This is a genomic window from Ruegeria sp. F5 (assembly GCF_056533845.1).
Window position 1 is genome coordinate 284,436 of the sequence record NZ_JBQFOU010000004.1, and the last position, 19,660, is coordinate 304,095.

Consider the following 19,660-nt stretch of genomic DNA (forward strand, 5'->3'; position numbering starts at 1 on the left):
CGAAACGGACGCAAAAACCCACGATGGAAAAAGCCCCAGAGCCTAAAAAACGAGCAAATCTCAGAGACGTGGCAAAGGCTGCAGGCGTGTCCGTCGCGACAGTCTCGCGGGTTCTGAACGAACCGGCGGTGGTCAAGAAAAACACATTGGAAAAAGTTCAGGCCGCCATTGCCGACCTGAAATTCGTCCCAAGTGCCGCCGCCCGTGCGATCAATTCCGGCCGCACACGGTTTGTCGGCGCATTGGTCCCGACCCTGGACAATGCGATCTTTGCCCGCTTTCTCGCAGCGCTGGAACGCAAGCTGTCAGAGCACCAATTGTCCCTGATCGTTTCAACCACCGAGGCAAGTCTGGACATCGAAGCCGAGAAAGCCAAAAGCCTGCTGGATATCGGAGCTGAGGGGCTGATCATAACCGGGGTCACGCATAACCCCGCCTTTCACGATCTGATCGAACGCACCATGGTGCCAACGATCATCACCTCTTTCTTCGACCCCGAAAGCCCGCTGCCGACCATCGGATATGACAACGCGGCTGCGGCGCAGCTTGCCTTGCAGCACCTTGCCGACCTCGGCCATCGCAACATTGCCGTCGTGCACGGGCCAGTTCAGGACAATGACCGCACACGAGACCGTCTTGCAGGTCTCAACGCCCTTCCCTTCACCGGAACGCTATCGACCTTCGAGACCGAGATCAGCCATCAGGGCGGCGCGGATGTTGCAAAACACATCGGCAGTCTGGACACCAAGCCGGACGCAATTCTGTGCCTGTCTGACGTTGTTGCCCTTGGGGTGTTGCTTGGTCTTCAGGCCCAACAGATTGCCGTGCCGGATCAGATTTCCATGGTGGGGGTCGATGATCTGCCAACCTCGGCCGTGTCTGTCCCCCCCTTAACAAGCGTGCATCTGCCCGTTTCCCAAATGGGCGAACGGGCGGCAGACGCACTGGCCCACTGGATCACGACGCAACAGGTTCCAAGCTCAGAAAAGCTGGGGGCACATCTGGTCGTCAGAAACTCCACCAAGCAAGGTTGAAGCGCCCGCCCTGAACCAGTCGCTCAACGAGGGGTCTCGGATATCAAATCACGCAATACTGCCACAGCGCGATCGGTCATAGGCGCGTGCTTGTCTGCAGGCCAGGCCACCGCCGTTGTGACGATCGAGATATCCTCGAGCAAAGGCACAACCCGAACATTCTCGGGCGCCAGCCCTGCCATTGAACCCGGCACAAGCGCCAAGCCCTGCCCGCAGCTGACATAGGCGAGTTGCGAAGAAATCGAGCGTACTTCGTGCAGTATCCTCGGGGAAAAACCATATCCTCTGCAGGCCGAAACGATACTGTCGAAATAGACCGGGCTTACCTTTCGGGACGGCATGACAAGGGGGCTGTCAGTGATCAGGGACACGGAAATTTTCGTTATGTCTGCCCGGGGATCGTCCGAGGGCAGAGCGATCCACAGTTTGTCATAGGTCACCGGGAATCCGTCAAGACCGTCGCCCGGCGCACCATCCAATCGGTAAAATGCCATGTCCAAAGCCCCGCTGAGCAAACCCGGCGCGGCTTCTGCACTGTCGATTTCATGAATTGAGACCGTAAGGTCCGGGACGCATTGGCGCAGACTGCGCATCCATTGCGGTATGATATCCGTCATGGCCGAAGTGATGGCCCCGACGTTCAGAACCCCGGACTGCCCGGTGGCCACCTCCCTGACTGTGCGTTCCAGATCGGCAGCCTGATCGGCAAATTTCCGAACAGCAGGCAAAAGCGCTGTTCCCGCGGGCGTGAGCTTCGTGCCACGTCTGGATCGATCGAAAAGCGCGACACCCAGTGCGGCTTCAAGTGTTTTGATATGCTCGGACAGCGGCGGTTGCGTCATTCCAAGCCGCTCGGCTGCACGTCCGAAATGCTCCTCCTCGGCAACGGCCAGAAACATCCACAATTGCCGGTTCAGCCGAAAATCTATTTGCTTCATCGCCGGAACCTTTGATCTGCAAAAGCTATCACAGAGATACACTAACAAGATTTTCAAGTTTAGTCGCCCTGTGTCAAAAGCACGGACACATACTCAAAGTCGTGGGGCACCGCCCTGCCGCCGTCAAACGATGTTCACTGCTAGATGAGAAAACACGCCATGACCAAACACCCGGAATTCCACAATATCAACAATGGCAGTGACGCAATCCTGCGGCGGCTGGCGGATGGGCTGACGGCGCACATCTATCCGGGCGATCAGGCGATGATTTCTGTTGTTACGGTAAAGCCGGGCGCATCGGGAAGCCTGCATCACCACCCAGAAGAACAATGGGGCCTGTGCCTTGAAGGATCAGGCATTCGCGTTCAGGGGGATCAGGAAATCCCGTTCGCAGAAGGGGATTTTTGGCGGACGCCCGGCGGCGTGCCACACACGATGCGGGCGGGCGACAATGGGTGCCGCGTACTGGATATCTTTGCCCCGCCACGCGATGAGTATCGCAAGCCGGGATCCGGTTTCGGAGCCAGCTAGGCCATGGCTGTAAGTCAACATGAGGCCAATTTCCGCCGTCTATCCGAACAGGAACTGGCCGCGTGGACCAGCGCGGAAGCGGCTGCCGTTTCAGATTGCCTAAACCGGGCGCAGGCCATGGATGGCGGCATACAGCCGCTGTCTGCGAACATGCGGTTGGTCGGTCAGGCTCGCACGGTTCGCTGTACTGTGGGCGATAACAGCGCGTTGCATGCCGCGCTTAATCTGGTGGAACCGGGTGACGTATTGGTTGCGGATGCCGGTGGATTTTTGGGCAATGCCGTCTGGGGCGGGTTGATGACCGAAGCTGCCCGGCGTAAAGGCGTCGCCGGTCTTGTCGTTGATGGGGCCGTGCGTGACCGGGCAGAGATCTTGGCCTCAGCTTTCCCCTGTTTTGCGCGCGGAACCGTTCCGGCCGGACCACACAAGAATTTTGGCGGTGAAGTTGATGGGGTGATCGCCTGCGGAGGCGTTGCCGTCGCGCCCGGTGATCTGGTCATAGCCGACGCGGATGGTGTGACGATTGTTCCCCTGTCGCGGGTCGGCGCCGTTCTCACCGCCTATCGCGCCCTGAAAGAAAAAGAGGCCCGCGCTATGGCGGAACTCGACGCGGGTGGGACGTTGGCAGAGATTTATGGCGTGCCCGAGGTGACTTGTTTGGAAAGGGAAATCGGATGAGCGCCGAATGTCAGCAGATTTCGCACAGCCTGCGCGTCGATGGCAGGGACTTGAACGTCTCCACGCTCCGGCGTAACGGCGAAATAGCCCCTATCCTTTTTCTGCACGGCTTTGGGTCCACCAAGGAAGACTACGCCGACATTCCGCGCCACCGTGCTTTCGATCAGCACGGGGTTCTGGCTTATGACGCTCCGGGATTTGGCCTGACGACCTGCGATGATGTCAGCAGTGTGGATATCCCGTTCCTTGTCGAAACCGCTCTTGCGATGTTGCAGGCCGAAGGGATCGAACGTTTCCACCTTATTGGGCATTCGATGGGCGGGCTTACCGCTCTGATGCTGGCCAGCGCGCATCCCGAACGCGTCCTGAGTTTTTGTAACATCGAGGGCAATATCGCGCCCGAAGACTGTTTTCTGAGCCGTCAGATCCACGACTATCCCGCCGGGAACCCGCAAGCCTTCATGACCGCCTTCATCAACCGCGCCCGCGAAGCCGCGGCCTGGTCAAGCCCTCTCTTTGCTTCCGGATTGGCGCACAAGGTGCGGCCAGAGGCGGTGCATGGCATTTTCACCTCGATGGTCGATCTATCGGATAACGCTGGGCTGATGGAGCGCTTTCTGGGCCTGCCCTGTCCGAAGATGTTCATGTATGGCGACCAGAACGCGACGCTAAGCTACCTGTCCGACATTGCCGCGCAGGGCGTGGAACTCGCCGAAATTCCAGAGTGCGGCCATTTCCCCATGTACTCGAACCCGCCAGAGATGTGGCGTCGCATCCGCCAGTTCCTTTCGAATAGTGCGGCTGGGCAGTGAAATCACCGAATGCATCGCACGAGGCGGGTCACTACGAAGATCCGAAATGGCCGCCTCGAAAACTGCGGCACAGCCTACTGAGTTACAGACCACTTCCGTGTCGCAAAAGGACAGTTGTTCCACGCCACATTTAGTTCGGCATCGACCATGGTCCGCCCCGAAGAAGAACGCGCGGTCAATGCAATCGAGACGTCTGCAACCCCGTCAGGCCGCTCAAAAATCATCCTGTGTTTCACATTCGTCTCCTGCGCGACCGAGGCCGAAATATCCAGTGAATGCACCATGCTGGCTTCGTAGCTGAAAATCGTATCGATTTGCGCGTAAGCCGTTTTTACAAGCGGCTGATGCCAACCCATTTCGATCACATCGCCACGGGTTTCTTTCCAGCGCTCCAACTCACCGGGTGCATGGGTTGAGTGTGTTTTCTGCTCCGGCAGATCTTGTACAGGCGGCAAAGGTTCCGCCAAGTCAGAGGGCAGTTGTTCCATAACCGGAATAGAGAGCGTTCCGGTTTCCAGAATAATGTCCTCCCTCCGCGCCTCTGCATGAATGAAGGGCCAGTGGGACGAAGACAGGGCCAGCCGCAGCCTGTGCCCTTTGCGAACACGATAGGCGGTCGAGTGAAGCTTGATATCGGCGGCGAATTTGCCAACCCCTATAGTGGTCGGCGCGCGATCCAGGTTTTCGTCGAGCGAAAGGTTTCGGATGCCATAGCTTATGCGCGCTGCTTCTCCGCCGGTATTTACGTCCGCAAGCCTGGCAATAATCTGGCCCGATTGGTCACCGGTATCCCCGCCCAGCCAAACTGTCACGGCACCGTAGATAACCATGTCTTCGGTCAAAGGAGCCGATTCAAAAACCAAAGAGCGCGCATCATCCGCATTCTGATCCAGAGGCAACCCGCCCAAGCGACCGAAATACCCCGTATCTCCGGCACTTTGCCCCACCGCCGGGTGGGCTGGAATGCGCCATGGGGTGGCGTCATCGCTGGTTCTCAGCGTGGAAAGTGACAGCTCTTGCACCGCGGTTTCCAGTGATGCCGGACCGCTTTGCACCCATTTACCGGCTCTCTCGGCCAAAGTGTCGCTCGGGGGATCGAACTCGCGCATCCAGGCTCGCAGACGGGGCCAATCGGGTGTTTCAGCCGTGTCCGGCTTCAACCAATGATCCCACCAGTCCAACGCCAAGGCCTGAAACCCAATCGCGGGACCCGGGGTTCCATGATCCGGATAGTGGTGCCCCCAAGGGCCAACGACGCCCCAGACCAGATCGGGCCGCGCATCGACCAGAGCCATTACGGAATTGGAATAGCGATCGCTCCACCCCCCGATGGACAGGATCGGCACAGAGAGCTCATCGGCGTTGAATGTGACAGACCCGTGCCGCCAATATTCACCCCTGCCGTCTTCGCGCAGCCAGTTTTCCAGCGGAAAGGTCAGGTATTCGATCCTCTCTTTCCACATCGTCTTCCAATCGGGACCCACGTTACCGGACGGGGGCGAGGCAAGGATCGAAGGCAGCGTTGCCCCCCATTCAAACGTATCCGACAGCACGCACCCACCCATGTAGTGGATGTCATCTTCAAACCGGTCATGGGTTGCACAGACGGCAATCGTGGCCTTCAGCGGCTCGGGCGCATCAACGCTTGCCTGCAAAGACGCAGTGCCGCCCCAAGACGTGCCGAACATCCCCACGCGACCATTGCACCAGGGTTGCTTGGCCAGCCATTCGATGACCTGCCGCGCGTCATCCAATTCGTCCGGGGCGTACATGTCTGGCATGTGCCCTTCACTGTCACCGGACCCGCGCATATCCACCCGGATGCAGGCATATCCGTGGGCCGCAAAATAGGGATGGTTCCGCTCGTCTCGCGCGCGCACCATGTCGGTTTTTCGATACGGGATGTATTCAAGAATCGCCGGAACCGGATCTTGCGTCACCGGGCGCCATAGCCGGGCGGCCAGACGTATACCATCGCGCATCCCGATCCACAGGTGGTCGGTCTCTGACACGTCAAAAGGAAAATCAACCTGTACCGCCATATTGGTCCGCCGTGATTGAGCCAAGCCCGCTGACATTTCTGCAAATCCAATCTGAACTTGCAATATTGAATCAGTATTCAATTTGAAAAAGAATTTGACTCATTTTTTCTAGTATGTTTCTAATCTGAAGGCAATTCCACTGCCCACCCCTGACTCGGAGAGCCGCATGCCATCTGAAAAGGTTGTCGCATTGCCATCTGCAATCACCTCGCTGGGCAGCGAGGTTCGGCAATTGCGAAAGGCACGGCAGTTGACGCTGAAACAGCTGAGCGAAGATGCCGGCATCTCGCTAAGCCACGTGTCGGCGATAGAACGAGGCGTGTCGAAGCCTTCGGTCGATGTCCTGCAGGCGATCGCCAGCGCGCTGGACGTTACCCCGGATTGGTTCTTTGCCCGCCGCGCGGGGTCCGGGCCGATGGAACAGGCCTTTGTCGTGCGCATGCAGAACCGGCGCGCACTGAACACTCTGTACGGTCAAGATGCGGCAGAGCTGGGCTATACCGACCATCTGCTGTCCAGCTCGATCGGCGGTCAGTTTTACATGGGGCTTGCGGTATACGCGCCTCATTCAGAACGCCCCGAAGATCCCTTGCAGAAACACGAAGGCGAAGAGCACGGACTGGTTCTGGAAGGCGAGTTGGAGATGCAGATCGGGGATGAGTTCATCACCCTGCGCGCCGGAGACAGCTACAGCTTTGACGCCCGGATTCCGCACCACGCGCGCAACCGGACCGACCGGGTCTGTCGACTGATTTGGGCCGTTTCACCTGTGGTCATTCCGAAAGACGTCGTCGCGCCTCGGAGCTCCGAGCAGGAAACCTCGTCATGAGCCGCGACGTCCTGCTGCAACCTTACCAGTTGAAGCATCTGACGCTGAAAAACAGAATCATGACCACCAGTCATGAGCCCGCCTACCCCGAAGACGGCATGCCCAAAGACCGCTATCGCGCTTACCACGAAATGCGCGCGAAAGCCGGTGTGGCGATGACCATGACCGCAGGCTCGGCCACGGTCAGCCGCGACAGCCCGCCGGTGTTCAACAATATTCTCGCCTATAAGGATGAGGTCGTGCGCTGGATGGGGGAACTGACTGATGCCTGCCACACACATGGCTGCGCGGTGATGATCCAATTGACCCATCTCGGGCGGCGTACGGGCTGGAACAAGGGCGACTGGCTGCCATCGGTATCGCCGTCGCATTACCGCGAACCCGCGCACCGGGCCTTTCCGAAAAAGATCGAAGACTACGATATCGAGCGGATCGTGACCGACTACGCCGATGCGGCCGAACGGATGCAGGACGCCGGATTGGATGGGATCGAATTGCAGGCCTATGGCCACTTGCTGGATCAGTTCTGGTCGCCCTTCACCAACACGATGGACGCGCCCTTTGGCGGCATTCTCGACAACCGGCTGCGCTTTGGCTTCATGGTTCTGGATGCGATCCGCGACCGCGTGGGGCCCGAGTTCCTCGTTGGCGTGCGCTACACCGCCGACGAAGTTGAAACGGGTGGGATCACCGAAGAGGAAGGGCTCGAGATCGCGCGCAGGCTGCGCGACAGCGGTCAGGTGGACTTTTTGAATGTCATCCGGGGTCGCATTCATACCGACCCGGCCATGACCGACGTGATCCCGGTGCAGGGCATGAAAAGCGCGCCGCATCTGGACTTTGCCGGACGTGTGCGGGCCGAGACCGGAATGCCGACGTTCCACGCGTCTCGTATCCCTGACGTCGCGACCGCCCGGTATGCTGTGGCTGCAGGGCTTCTGGACATGGTGGGCATGACCCGCGCCCATATGGCCGATCCGATGATCGTGTCAAAGGTTGAAGCCGGTCAGGAAGACGACATCCGGCCCTGTGTGGGCGCCACCTACTGTCTGGACCGGATTTATCAGGCGGGCGAGGCGCTGTGCATCCACAACCCGGCCACCGGGCGCGAGCTGGCCATGCCGCACGTTATTCCCAAGACCGGCACTCCGCGCTGCGCGGTCATCGTCGGTGCTGGTCCCGGCGGTTTGGAGGCCGCGCGTGTTGCGGCCGAGCGCGGGCATGAGGTCATCGTTCTTGAAGCCGCCCCCGAACCCGGAGGGCAGGTCCGTTTGACAGCGCAGTCCAAACGTCGATCCGAGATGAACGGGATCATCGACTGGCGCACGGCGCAATGTGCCGCTCGGGACGTGACATTCCGCTTCAACACCTTCGCAGACGTTGAAGACGTGACCGTCCTGTCACCGGACATGGTCGTGATCGCGACCGGCGGGCTGCCGGAAACAACAATCCTCGATTCGGGCAATGAACTGGCGATTTCGGCCTGGGACATCCTGTCGGGCGATGTGCAGCCGGGCAAAAACGTGCTGATCTATGATGATGCCGGGGACCACCCCGCCCTGATGGCAGCCGAGGTCATCGCGGCAACCGGGGGCCGGGTCGAGATCATGACGCGCGACCGCAGCTTCGCGCCCGAGGTCATGGCGATGAACCTCGTGCCCTATATGAGGTCGCTCCAGAAGTCCGGGGCCGTGTTTACAGTTACCCGGACCCTGAAAGCGCTTGGAAAATCGGGCAACCAGGTGCAGGCAATGATCGGTACGGATTACTCGGATCTGGTTGAAAAACAGGTTTATGATCAAGTGGTTGTCAATCAGGGCACCACGCCGCTGGACGATCTTTACTTTGATCTCAAACCGCTGTCGCGCAATCGCGGCGCGGTGGATCAGGGCGCTCTGGTCTCGGGTACGGGCGATCTGTTCCCGCAGACGGACCCGGCAGCGCCTTTTGATCTATATCGCATCGGCGACGCAGTCTCTGCCCGCAACATTCACGCCGCAATCTATGACGCGCTGCGCTTTGGAATTCGGTGGTGAAATGTTGGGGGTAAGCACCGTCGTCAGGGGTACCAATTTATCGAATACAGGAAAAATGAAGAATTTTTCTTGCGAAAAAGAAAAACTGTCGTAGCATTCCCAGATACCCAGCGAACGAAGGGAGGGATCGTGAGCCAGGGGCCATCGAAAAACCAAGCCCGCACCGCCAGCGAAGAAGGCCTTGCCGCCTTTGGTGCCGAGGTGCGGCAGCTGCGCAAAGCCCGTCAGATGACGCTGGCCGAGCTTGCTGGCAGCAGCGGTGTTTCGATCAGCCATCTGAGCGCGATCGAACGCGGGACCGTCAGCGCCTCGCTCAACAAGATCACGCGGATCGCCGATGCCCTGGGCGTGCCCGAGGAATGGTTCTTCAACCACCGCCCCGGCTCTGGCCCGTTGGAGCGCGCCTATGTGGTGCGGCAGTCCAACCGCCGAAATCTGAACCTTCTTTATGACGAGCCCATCGAGCAGTCGGGCTATTCGGACCAGCTGTTGTCCAGCTCCATCGGAGGTGGGTTTTGCCTTGGCGTGTCGGACTACCGCCCCTATTCCGAGCAGGTCGTCGACCAGTATTTCTCGCGCGATGGCGAGATGCATGGTGTCGTATTGGACGGCGAGCTGGAACTTGTTCTCGAAGACGAAACCGTCACGCTTCGAACCGGTGACAGCTTCAGTTTCCCCGGCGACATCCTGCACGTTCTGCGCAACGTCTCGGATCAGCCTGCCCGCATGATCTGGGTGAATTCGCCCGTCATCATCCCAAGATTCTCTGCGCTTGGCGCTGCAGAGCACCTGCCACAGTCACACAAGAAAAAGAACGGATAACGCCTGCTGGCACCTGAAGTCGCGGGCACCAACCCGCAAGCAACCAAACCGGACGGATGCCCGGACACGACAAACAGGGAGTAAGCACATGAGTTCCATCTTCAAAGGAGACGTTTCAAGGCGGTCCGTCCTGGCCGGTGCCGGTGCGCTTGGCGCCGCAAGCCTTGCCTTTCCGCATATGGCCGTTAGCGCCGATGGCACGGTCCTGACCATCCGGTCCTATAGCGACCTGCAGGTTCTTGACCCGGCCTTCTGGCTGGCCCTGCCCGAAGCCGACATCATGCGGTCGATCTATGCGCCGCTGGTCTCGAACCAGCCGGGCGAAGAATGGAATTGGCGACCGGTGGCTGTTGAAAGCATCGAACAGCTGGACGACCTGACCATCGCCTTCAAACTGCGCGACAACATCGGTTTCACTGACGGCTTCGGTCAGATGACCGCGGATGACGTGAAGTTCTCGATTGAGCGTATTGCCGACCCGGCCAATGAAAGCCCCTATGCCGGGGATTGGAGCGCGTTGAAAGAGGTTGAGGTCAAAGACACCCTGTCGGGTCTGATCCATCTGAAGAACAAGTTCGTTCCCCTTTGGACAACGACCTTGCCGACCCCAGCATCTTGCGTAGTTTCGCGCAAAGCGGTCGAAGAAATCGGCGGCAAGATCGGGTCCGAGCCGGTGGCGCAATCCGGTCAGTACATTCTGACCGAATGGGTCCCCAAGCAGAAAACCGTTCTGAAGCGCAACCCGGATTGGGCCTATGAGCCCGGCGGGTACGAGGAAATTCACATCCTGCCGATCGAAGACCCCTCGACCGCCGAGCTGGGCTTTGAAGCGGGCGATCTGGACTATACCTGGACCTCGGTCTCGTCGCTGCCGCGGCTCAAGGAAAACCCGCCTGAGGGATCGGTTGTCGAGGAAAAACCCTCGCTGGCCTATGTCTGGCTGGGCATGAACCAGGACAACGAAGCGTTGAAAGACGTTCGTATCCGCCGCGCCATCCAGCACGCGATTGACCGGCAGACCGTTGTTGATGCGGCCTATTTCGGGGCGGCCGCCGTGGGCAATGGCATCATCGCGCCCGGCTTGCCGGGCAGTCGGGACAGCGTGACCTATGACTACGATCCGGACAAGGCCCGTGAGTTGCTGGCCGAAGCAGGTGCCGAAGGCATGACCGTCACTCTGGACATCCTGAACCAGTCTGAACGCCTGACGGCGGCGCAGGTCATTCAGGCCAATCTGGCCGAGGTCGGCATCACCTGCGAGATCAAACAGAATGACAGTGGCACGTTCTGGACGCTGGGCTCGAAGGATGGCGACTATTTCATGAACCTGCAGCTTGTGCTCAGCCGCTTCTCGATGAACCCGGACCCAAGCTGGGCGACGGTCTGGTTCACGCCGGAACAGGTTGGCGTGTGGAACTGGGAACGCTTCAACAACGAGGAATACAAAGCGCTGCACGAAGAAGGTCTGGTTGAAAGCGACCCGGCCAAGCGCGATGAGATCTACAAGAAGATGCAGGGTCTCATGGACGAAAGCGGTTGCTATGTCTTCCTGACGCATGAGGTGGTCGGCCTGATCCACAAGGATACGGTCAATCCGGGCCTCAAGCCGAATGGCGAGCCGCTGCTGCCGCTGTTCAAACCCGCCTGATCCATGCACACGGGCGGCGCATGGCCGCTGCCCGCACGGCCTTTGGGGGGCACGTATGCTGAGCTATTTTTTCAAACGGCTTGGGCTGGCTGCGGCGATTGTGTCGGTCGCCATGTTCCTGCTGTTTTGCATGATCTATCTGATCCCCGGCGACCCGGCCTCGGTCGCGCTGGGGCCTCGGGCGACCGAGGAAATGCGCGCCGCCCTGCGCGAGAAGATGGGGCTGAACCAGCCAGTTCTGGTACAGTTCTGGAATTTCTACATCGGGGCCTGGACCGGCGATCTTGGCGACGAGGTTCTGTCGGGCCGTCCCGTCACAACCGTTGTCTTCGAACAACTGCCTTATACGCTGGCCCTGATCGTCGGCGGCATCACGTGGTCGGTGGCGCTGGGTATTCCGCTGGGCTGCTGGGCTGCTGTCAGCCGTGGCAGCTGGGCCGACCGGGTTGTCGGTATCCTGTCCGTGGCCGTGATCGCGGTGCCGTCCTTTGTGATCGCAATCTACGCCCTGCTGATCTTTGCGGTCGAACTGCGCTGGCTGCCCGCCATCGGCGCGGGCGAGCCCGGTAATCTGGGCGATCAACTGACCCATTTGATCCTGCCCTCACTTGCGGTTGGTTTGGGATGGGTGGGCTATATCGCCCGCATGGTCCGCGCCTCGATGCTCGAAGTGCTTGAGGCCAGCCATATCCGCACGGCGCGCGCCTTTGGCTTGCTGGATCGGACGATCACCTATCGCTATGCGCTGTCGATTGCGATCCTGCCCACGGTCACCTTGCTGGGTGTGGGCATCGGTCAGATGTTGTCCTCGGCTGTCTTTGCCGAGATCGTCTTTGCCCGCCCCGGTGTCGGCAAGCTGGTCTATGACGCCATCCTGACCCGCAACTTCCCCATCGTGACAGGCACCGTTCTGATCACCACCGTCCTGTTCGTTCTGCTCAACCTGTTGGCAGACCTCATCATCGGAGCATTGGATCCCCGTGTCAGAAGCAGTTTCTAACCCCGCCCCCGGGCGCATGGCCGAGCTGTGGCGCCCGATCCGCAAAATCCTGCGCGAGCCTTTGGGCGCGCTGGGATTGTTCCTTGTGCTGTTCGTGATCTTTGGCGCGATGTTTGCCGATCTGCTGACCGGCTGGGACCCGACCAAGATCAATCCGCGCGACCGGTTTCAGGGCCCGAGCGGTACACATCTGATGGGCACCGACCAGTTGGGGCGCGACCTGTTTGCGCGTGTTCTTTACGGTGGGCGCATCGCGCTGTTTGTCGCGCTGGTATCGACCGCCGTCTCGCTGGTGATCGGCATCATTCTGGGCCTGATCGCAGGCTACGGCCCGCGTTGGCTGGACAACCTGATGATCCTGCTGTTCGACGCGATGAAGAGCTTTCCGACCGTCATGCTGGCCCTTGCGCTGGTGACCCTGATGGGCCCGTCACTGACCGCTGTGATGGTCGTCGTCGTTCTGGTCACTGTGCCCGGATACGCGCGGATCATACGTACGCAAACCATCGCCTTGAAAACCTCGGAATACGTGACAGCGGCGCAAAGCATGGGCGCGTCGTCAGCGCGCATTCTGCGGGTGCATATTCTGCCCAACGTGATCGGCCCGCTGGTTATCCTCGCGTCGATGGACATCCCGGTCGTGATCGGCATCGAAGCGGGGATGAGCTTTCTGGGCCTCGGCGTTCGCCCCCCCACCCCAAGCTGGGGGTCTATCCTGAATGACGGGTTCACCAATATCCGCGATACCGCCTGGATCGCGATTGCAGGCGGTGTGCCGATCATCATCACCACGCTGGGCTTTACCTTCCTGGGCGAGACGCTGCGGGACGTGTTCGATCCCCGGCTGAAAGGACGCTGATGACCACGCTGCGCATAGACACTCTGAACGTCAGCTTCTCGACCGAGGCGGGACCGCTGCACGCATTGAAAGATGTGACTTTCGATGTGCCCGAGAACCGCATTGTCGGAATCGTGGGGGAATCCGGCTGCGGAAAATCAACGCTGATCAACGCCATTCTGGGCCTGCTGGCCGATAATGGCAGCATCGACAGCGGGTCAATCCTGTTTGAAGGACAGGATGAGCTGACCACCCTGCCCCCGTCACGCATGCGCGACCTGCGCGGCCCGCGTATCGCAACCGTATTCCAGGACCCGATGGGCGCGCTGAACCCGGTGATCTCGGTCGGCAAGCAGATGCTGAATATCCAATACCGCTCTTCGCTGTCGAAAGAGGAAAAGACGGAACGCGCGGTCGAGATGCTGGAACTGGTGCGCATCCCGGATGCCCGCGCGGCGCTGGCGCGCTATCCGCATCAGTTCTCGGGCGGGATGAAGCAGCGGATCGCCATCGCCATGGCGTTGATGATGGAGCCCGCTCTGCTGATCGCGGACGAACCCACAACGGCGCTGGATGCAACGCTTGAGGTGACGACGATCGAGCTGCTCAAGGACCTGCAGCAGAAGATTGGCTGTTCGGTCATGTTCATCTCGCACCATCTGGGTGTCATCGCTGAACTCTGCGACGATGTCGTTGTGATGTATGCGGGTGAAGTAGTGGAACGCGGCACTGTCCGGCAGATTTTCCAGGACCCGCGCCACCCCTACACGGCGCGGCTGCTGGAATGCGATCCGGCCCGACAAAGCGAACGCACCCGACATCTGCCGACGATTCCCGGCGAAATCCCAGACCTGCGGGCCCGGCCTGCCGGTTGTATCTTCGCCAACCGGTGCGACCGTGTTGTCGACGCCTGCTCGGCCCCGTCACCCGACAAAGACATCGGAGACGGCCATATCGCCCGTTGCTTTGTCGCAGACACCCCCGCTGCAACCGGAGTGACGGCATGAGTAGCGATCCCATTCTCAAGGTCGAAGATGTGCAGGTCTCGTTTCCGGTTGGCGGGCTGGGGCGCAAAAGCGCGATCCTTGGCGTGGCCGGGGTCAGCTTCGAGGTCAACCGGGGAGAGACCTTTGCCCTTGTCGGCGAAAGCGGGTCAGGCAAAACCACACTTGCCCGCGCCGTAAATGGTCTGCAAGAGATCAGCGCCGGGGCGATTACGTTCGAGGATCAGCGCATCGACGAATTGGACCGCAAGGCGATGAAGCCGGTCCGCAAGCGTATGTCGATGATGTTTCAGGACCCCGTAGGGTCCCTCTCGCCCCGTATGACCGTGGGCGATCTGGTGACCGAGCCTTTCCGCATCCACGGAATCGAAGGCCGCAATCTGCGGGAAGAGGCCGAGCGCCTGCTGACACTGGTGGGTTTGCCGACAAGTTTCGCCTCACGCTTTCCGCATCAGTTGTCGGGTGGACAGGCCCGCCGGGTTGGCGTGGCGCGGGCCATCGCGCTGGACCCGGCACTGATCATCGCGGATGAGCCCACAGCAGGTCTGGACGTATCCGTTCAGGGCGAGGTTCTGAACCTGCTGAACGATCTGCGCGAACGGCTCGGGCTGGCGATGGTGATCATCACGCATAACCTTCACGTGGTGCACCATGTGGCGGACCGAACTGCGGTGATGTATCTGGGCCGCTTCGTCGAGGCTGGCGACACCGAAGAGGTGTTCAGCGCACCGCAACACCCCTATACCGCCGCGCTTCTGTCGGCCAACCCCGAGCCCGACCCGGACAAGACCCATGACCGGATCACCCTGCCAGCCGAGGTCCCCTCGCTGCTGGCCCGTCCGTCTGGGTGCGAGTTCCACACCCGTTGCCCCTGGGCGCAATCGCGATGCAGCGTGGATGCGCCCGAAAGGCAGGTGACAAACGGGCGCGCGGTGGCTTGCCATTTCCCACTGGAACCCGGCGCACGCCCGCCGGAAACCACCGAAAGAGTCGCATCATGAGCATCGAGGTCATTGAAACCGTCTGGATTCCGATGCCGGACGGCACAAAACTCGCCGCGCGGCTTTGGTTGCCTGAGGCAGCCAGAGCGGAGCCTGTGCCGTGCATCCTCGAGTACATTCCCTATCGTCGGCGGGATCGCACACGGATGCGCGACGAAAGCATGCACCCGCATTTTGCAGCCGCCGGTTATGCGTCGATCCGCGTGGATATCCGAGGGTATGGCGACAGTGAGGGCGTGGCCGAAGACGAATACTCCCATCAGGAAATTCAGAATGGGCACGACATAATCCAATGGATTGCGGCGCAGGATTGGTGTGACGGCAATGTTGGCATGTTTGGCAAAAGCTGGGGCGCCTATAACGCGTTTCAGGTCGCGGCCACACGCCCCCCGGCACTGAAAGCAATTGCACCGGTGATGGGCACCGATGATCGGTGGCGCGAGGACATTCACTTTTACGGCGGCTGTCTGGCCAATGACAATTTCTGGTGGGGCTCGATCATGCAGCTCTACAACGCGATGCCCCCTGACCCCGAAATTGTCGGCGCGGATCGCTGGATCGACATGTGGCGGGACCGTGTGCAAGGTGCGAAATTCTGGCCCGCTATGTGGCTGGAACACCAAACCCATGACGAGATGTGGCGGCGCGGGTCGATCTGCGAGAATTACGCGGATGTAGAGGTTCCGGTGTATTTCTTCGGCGGCTGGATGGACCTGTATCGCGACACGCCTTTCCGCATTGCCGAGCACCTCAAAGGTCCGGTCAAAATCCTGATGGGGCCTTGGGCGCATCTTTACCCTCATGAAGGTATCCCCGGACCGAAGGCCGATTTTGTCGGCGAGGTGATCCGGTTTTGGGACCATTGGCTGAAAGGAAAGGACACAGGTCTGATGGATGAGCCGCCGCTGCGGTTCTTCCTGCAGGACAGCGCGGCCCCTTCGGGCACTCATCTGCAACGCACTGGGCGCTGGGTCGAAGAACCCGCTTGGCCGTCACCCCATGTCACAGAACGGACATTCTGGCTGAATGATCATGAATTGGGCGAAACGGCCCAAGCCGGAGCCTCGATGTCCATCTGCTCTCCACAAAGTTTCGGGGCGGCTGCGGGCGACATGTGCTCATTCGCCATTCCCGGCGATATGGCCGCAGATTGCCGGATCGACGCCGGGGGCGCGTTGCAGTTCCAAGGGCCGCCACTGACCGAACCGCTCGACCTTTTGGGCCAGCCCAGCGTTGACCTGACGGTATCCGCCGACCAGCCGCAGGGATTTGTCGCCGCATTGCTGGTGGATGAGGCCCCGGATGGCGCCCAAACGCTGATCGCGCGGGGGTTTTGCAACCTCAACCACCGCGACAGCGACATCCAGCCCACGTCGATTTCACCCGACGAAAACATGAACGTAACGGTTCCCCTGTATGGGACCGGCTACCGGGTTCCTGCGGGCCACCGCGTCACGCTGCAAATCGCGTCGACCTATTGGCCTGTCCTGTGGCCTGCTCCACAGCCGGTGACGCTGACGATTCAGCCCGGCACATCACGGCTGAACCTGCCTGTCCGAAAACAGCCAATGCACGCAGATGAACCGCGCCCGCTGCCGGAACCGGCTGCTTCGGACATCGCCCCCAGAAAGACACATGTCCGCGACGGGTCCATGGAGCGCTCGGTGCACACTGACCTGACCAACGGGGAAGTGACCCATCGTTTCTTTCTGGATGGTGGTGTTTTTGGCCCTATCGGCGATTTCCGTCTTGATGACATCGGAACGGTGCTGAGCGACGTGTCCGACCGACGCTATACGATCCACCCAAGCGATCCCTTGTCTGCCGTCGCCACCATGGAGCAAACGGCGGGTTTCGACCGGGAAGACTGGTCCGCAAAAATCTGGACCTATTCCGAGCAAAGGGCGACGGAAACAGAGTTTCACCTGACTTCACGCCTCAAGGCCTGGTCGGGCGAGGAACTGATCTTTGAAGAAGAAGAGACGCACATCATCCCCCGCAACGGGATGTGACGAAACGCAATATCTTTTGCCCCTGCGGCCATAGGAGCATTCCAATGCCAGCCTTCCCTGAGTTTGGGCCTAAAGCCGAAACCCATCACCTGACCATCGGCGGCGTCACCATGCGTGTTGTCGTCGAAGGGGAAGGGCCGCCGGTCGTTTTCGTTCCCGGCGGCGATCAGACGGCCGAGGCCTATTCCGAACAGTTCTCGCGCCTGTCTGGCCGCTTCAAGTGCATCACATATGATCCGAGAGGTGCGGGTGAAACCCAGTCTCCCCCTCCCCCCTGGACGATGCACGATTATGCTGCCGATTGCGCTGCGGTGATTGACGCGTTTGCGGGAGGCCAAGCTGCCGTCTGCGGTCTGTCACTGGGCGGACTGGTCACACAGCAAACCGCGATAGACTTCCCCGACAAGGTGCGGCTGGCCATTCCCATGGGCACCTCGGCTTACATCGACGGCTTCACCCGCGACTGGATGCAGGCCGAGATCGACCTGCGCAAGGATGGCATTACCCTGCCCGACTATTTTCTGGCACCGCACTACGCCGTTTATGCATTCCCGGCCAAGGCGCTGCACGAGCCCGATCTTTGGGAACAGCTCAAGGCATCTTACACCGAACGCTTTCGCGACCGGGACCCGCAGGCGACGATCGATCAGTGGGAAGCCTGTCTGGAATTCGACTGTCGCGAGGGCCTGAAAACCTGCCCGGTCCCGATCCATGTCATCGCCTTTTCCGAGGATGTTCAGACCGCTCCGGTCATGTGCAAGGTGGTTTCTGATCTGGCCCCAAACGGGGTGTTTCATGAAATTCCCGGGCTTGGTCATGTCTCGATGACGCGCCACAAACCGGACATCGTGGCCAGGAAATTGCAGGAGATTTTGACCGCCGAATTGGCGCAATCATAAGCGGCAGATTGCTTAGATGAGAATTGCAATTGCAGGATTTCAGCACGAAACCAACACGTTCGTCGATACCCCTACGAAGCTGAGCGATTTTGAGCAGGCCGACAGTTGGCCGGAATTGCTGCGGGGTCAGGACGTTCTGGAGGTTACTCGCGGCATGAACCTGCCCGTCGCCGGGTTCGCGCAGGCTGCAAAGTCAGCTGGTGCGGAATTGTTACCTATTCTGTGGTGTGCGGCAGAGCCCGGCGGCAAGGTCACAGATCATGCTTTTGACACCATCGCCGGTCTTATCACCACTGCGCTTTCGGGCATGGCACAACTCGATGGGGTATTCCTGGACCTGCATGGCGCCATGGTCACAGAATCCCGGGATGATGGTGAAGGAGAGCTATTGGCGCGCATCAGACGCGTCACCGGCCCCGACCTGCCGCTTGTTGCGAGCCTCGATATGCACGCAAATATCTCGGGGCACATGGTGGATTTGTCTGATGCAATGACCATTTTCCGCACCTACCCGCATCTCGACATGGCTGAGACAGGTGCTCGGGCTTTTCAGATGATCCGCGAAATCTGTGCAAACGGCCCACCCAAAAAAGCGTGGCGGCAAGGGTCGTACCTGATCCCCCTGCATTGCCAATACACGGAAACCGAGCCAGCCAATGCGCTATACGCGGCGCTGGACGGGTTCGATGGGCCGCGAAAGAAACTGGTCGAACTGGCGATGGGATTTACGGCAGCGGATATCCCCGACGCGGGACCATCCGTCGTGGCCTATGGTGCCTCGCAATCTGACGCTGATCAAATGGCGGCACAGGTTTTGGCCAGCCTGCATGCGGCCGAAACGCAGTTCGACACCACCTTGCTGAGCCCAAAAGACGCTGTCGAGCGCGCCCGGACGGCAACCGGAACAGGACCCGTTGTGATCGCCGACGTTCAGGACAACCCGGGCGCCGGGGCTTCGGCTGACACAACCGGCCTGCTGCGAGAGCTTGTTAAACAGAACGCACCCTCAGCCATTCTGGGACTGATGCATGATCCGCTTTTGGCGGTAAAGGCCCACGATTTGGGCCACGGCGCAGAATTTGACGCTGAAATTGGCGGTCGAGGCCCGGGCGATACGCCGTTTACCGCGCAGGTCCGCGTGCATCACCTAAGCGATGGGCAATGCCGTTACACGGGCGAAATGTATGGCGGTGGTATCGCGACACTGGGGCCGTCAGCCGCATTGGAACTGATAGGAACCCAAACCCATGTGATCGTCACCAGCATTCGAAATCAATGTCTGGATCTGGCGCAAATCCGGTTGTTCAATCTGGAACCCGAAAACGCACGCATACTATGCGTAAAAAGCACAACCCACTTCCGCGCCGATTTCGAGCCCATCGCGCAAAAGGTCCTGATGTGCGCCGCACCGGGGCAGTTTCCTTGCGAACTTAAGGATGTGCACTATGCAAAGCTGCGGGCGGGCGTGCGAATACTCTGAGAATGCTGTGTCCACTTTTGGTACCCTGCCCGCCCGAGGCAAGGTCTTCTAAAAAG

At 59.9% G+C, this 19,660-nt stretch carries 17 protein-coding genes; 15 read left to right on the forward strand and 2 right to left on the reverse strand.

Going from position 1 to position 19,660, the window contains the following annotated elements; all coding sequences use genetic code 11:
- The first annotated feature begins 23 nt into the window (after positions 1-23).
- Entirely contained in the window at positions 24-1,034 is a 1,011-nt protein-coding gene (locus ACR0K1_RS08500) for a LacI family DNA-binding transcriptional regulator (RefSeq protein WP_480849945.1), read from the forward strand.
- 23 nt (positions 1,035-1,057) lie between these two features.
- Here ACR0K1_RS08500 and ACR0K1_RS08505 read toward each other — a convergent pair whose 3' ends face one another.
- A complete protein-coding gene (locus ACR0K1_RS08505) occupies positions 1,058-1,972 on the reverse strand; it encodes a LysR family transcriptional regulator (protein WP_480849947.1) in 915 nt (304 codons plus the stop codon).
- 159 nt (positions 1,973-2,131) lie between these two features.
- On the opposite strand from ACR0K1_RS08505, the gene ACR0K1_RS08510 reads away from it, so the two are divergent.
- From ACR0K1_RS08510 to ACR0K1_RS08520, 3 genes are read left to right on the forward strand one after another with little or no spacing between them, the layout of a single operon-like run.
- Entirely contained in the window at positions 2,132-2,503 is a 372-nt protein-coding gene (locus ACR0K1_RS08510) for a cupin domain-containing protein (protein ID WP_480849949.1), read from the forward strand.
- A gap of 3 nt (positions 2,504-2,506) precedes the next feature.
- Positions 2,507-3,181: an RraA family protein gene (locus ACR0K1_RS08515; protein ID WP_480849951.1), complete on the forward strand. Its 675-nt coding sequence runs from the start codon at positions 2,507-2,509 to the stop codon at positions 3,179-3,181.
- Positions 3,178-3,993: an alpha/beta fold hydrolase gene (locus tag ACR0K1_RS08520; protein WP_480849953.1), complete on the forward strand. Its 816-nt coding sequence runs from the start codon at positions 3,178-3,180 to the stop codon at positions 3,991-3,993. The genes ACR0K1_RS08515 and ACR0K1_RS08520 overlap by 4 nt, the downstream gene beginning before the upstream one ends.
- A gap of 74 nt (positions 3,994-4,067) precedes the next feature.
- On the opposite strand, the gene ACR0K1_RS08525 is transcribed toward ACR0K1_RS08520, so the two are convergent.
- The gene (locus ACR0K1_RS08525; RefSeq protein ID WP_480849955.1) at positions 4,068-6,035 is read right to left on the reverse strand and encodes a CocE/NonD family hydrolase; all 1,968 of its coding nucleotides are present in this window, start codon (positions 6,033-6,035) and stop codon (positions 4,068-4,070) included.
- Between the two features lie 166 nt (positions 6,036-6,201).
- Here ACR0K1_RS08525 and ACR0K1_RS08530 point away from each other — a divergent pair, with 166 nt between their 5' ends.
- From ACR0K1_RS08530 to ACR0K1_RS08580, 11 genes are all read left to right on the forward strand, one after another.
- Positions 6,202-6,864: a helix-turn-helix domain-containing protein gene (locus ACR0K1_RS08530; RefSeq protein WP_480849958.1), complete on the forward strand. Its 663-nt coding sequence runs from the start codon at positions 6,202-6,204 to the stop codon at positions 6,862-6,864.
- A complete protein-coding gene (locus ACR0K1_RS08535; RefSeq protein WP_480849960.1) occupies positions 6,861-8,900 on the forward strand; it encodes an oxidoreductase in 2,040 nt (679 codons plus the stop codon). Before ACR0K1_RS08530 ends, ACR0K1_RS08535 begins: the two co-directional genes overlap by 4 nt.
- Positions 8,901-9,029: 129 nt before the next feature.
- Positions 9,030-9,722 carry a helix-turn-helix domain-containing protein gene (locus ACR0K1_RS08540; protein ID WP_480849963.1) on the forward strand — a complete coding sequence of 231 codons (693 nt, stop codon included), beginning with the start codon at positions 9,030-9,032 and terminating at the stop codon, positions 9,720-9,722.
- Between the two features lie 88 nt (positions 9,723-9,810).
- Complete coding sequence (locus ACR0K1_RS08545; protein ID WP_480849965.1) at positions 9,811-11,370, forward strand: ABC transporter substrate-binding protein; 1,560 nt, start codon at positions 9,811-9,813, stop codon at positions 11,368-11,370.
- Between the two features lie 55 nt (positions 11,371-11,425).
- Entirely contained in the window at positions 11,426-12,370 is a 945-nt protein-coding gene (locus ACR0K1_RS08550; RefSeq protein WP_480849967.1) for an ABC transporter permease, read from the forward strand.
- A gap of 16 nt (positions 12,371-12,386) precedes the next feature.
- Positions 12,387-13,229: an ABC transporter permease gene (locus ACR0K1_RS08555; protein WP_480849969.1), complete on the forward strand. Its 843-nt coding sequence runs from the start codon at positions 12,387-12,389 to the stop codon at positions 13,227-13,229.
- Entirely contained in the window at positions 13,229-14,215 is a 987-nt protein-coding gene (locus ACR0K1_RS08560) for an ABC transporter ATP-binding protein (RefSeq protein ID WP_480849971.1), read from the forward strand. The genes ACR0K1_RS08555 and ACR0K1_RS08560 overlap by 1 nt, the downstream gene beginning before the upstream one ends.
- Positions 14,212-15,213, forward strand: a complete 1,002-nt coding sequence (locus ACR0K1_RS08565; RefSeq protein ID WP_480849973.1) for an ABC transporter ATP-binding protein — start codon at positions 14,212-14,214, stop codon at positions 15,211-15,213. The genes ACR0K1_RS08560 and ACR0K1_RS08565 overlap by 4 nt, the downstream gene beginning before the upstream one ends.
- Entirely contained in the window at positions 15,210-17,225 is a 2,016-nt protein-coding gene (locus ACR0K1_RS08570; protein ID WP_480849975.1) for a CocE/NonD family hydrolase, read from the forward strand. Before ACR0K1_RS08565 ends, ACR0K1_RS08570 begins: the two co-directional genes overlap by 4 nt.
- Before the next feature lie 44 nt (positions 17,226-17,269).
- The gene (locus ACR0K1_RS08575; RefSeq protein WP_480849977.1) at positions 17,270-18,124 is read left to right on the forward strand and encodes an alpha/beta fold hydrolase; all 855 of its coding nucleotides are present in this window, start codon (positions 17,270-17,272) and stop codon (positions 18,122-18,124) included.
- A 16-nt stretch (positions 18,125-18,140) separates the two neighbouring features.
- Positions 18,141-19,604 carry a M81 family metallopeptidase gene (locus ACR0K1_RS08580; RefSeq protein ID WP_480849979.1) on the forward strand — a complete coding sequence of 488 codons (1,464 nt, stop codon included), beginning with the start codon at positions 18,141-18,143 and terminating at the stop codon, positions 19,602-19,604.
- Positions 19,605-19,660: the final 56 nt, after the last annotated feature.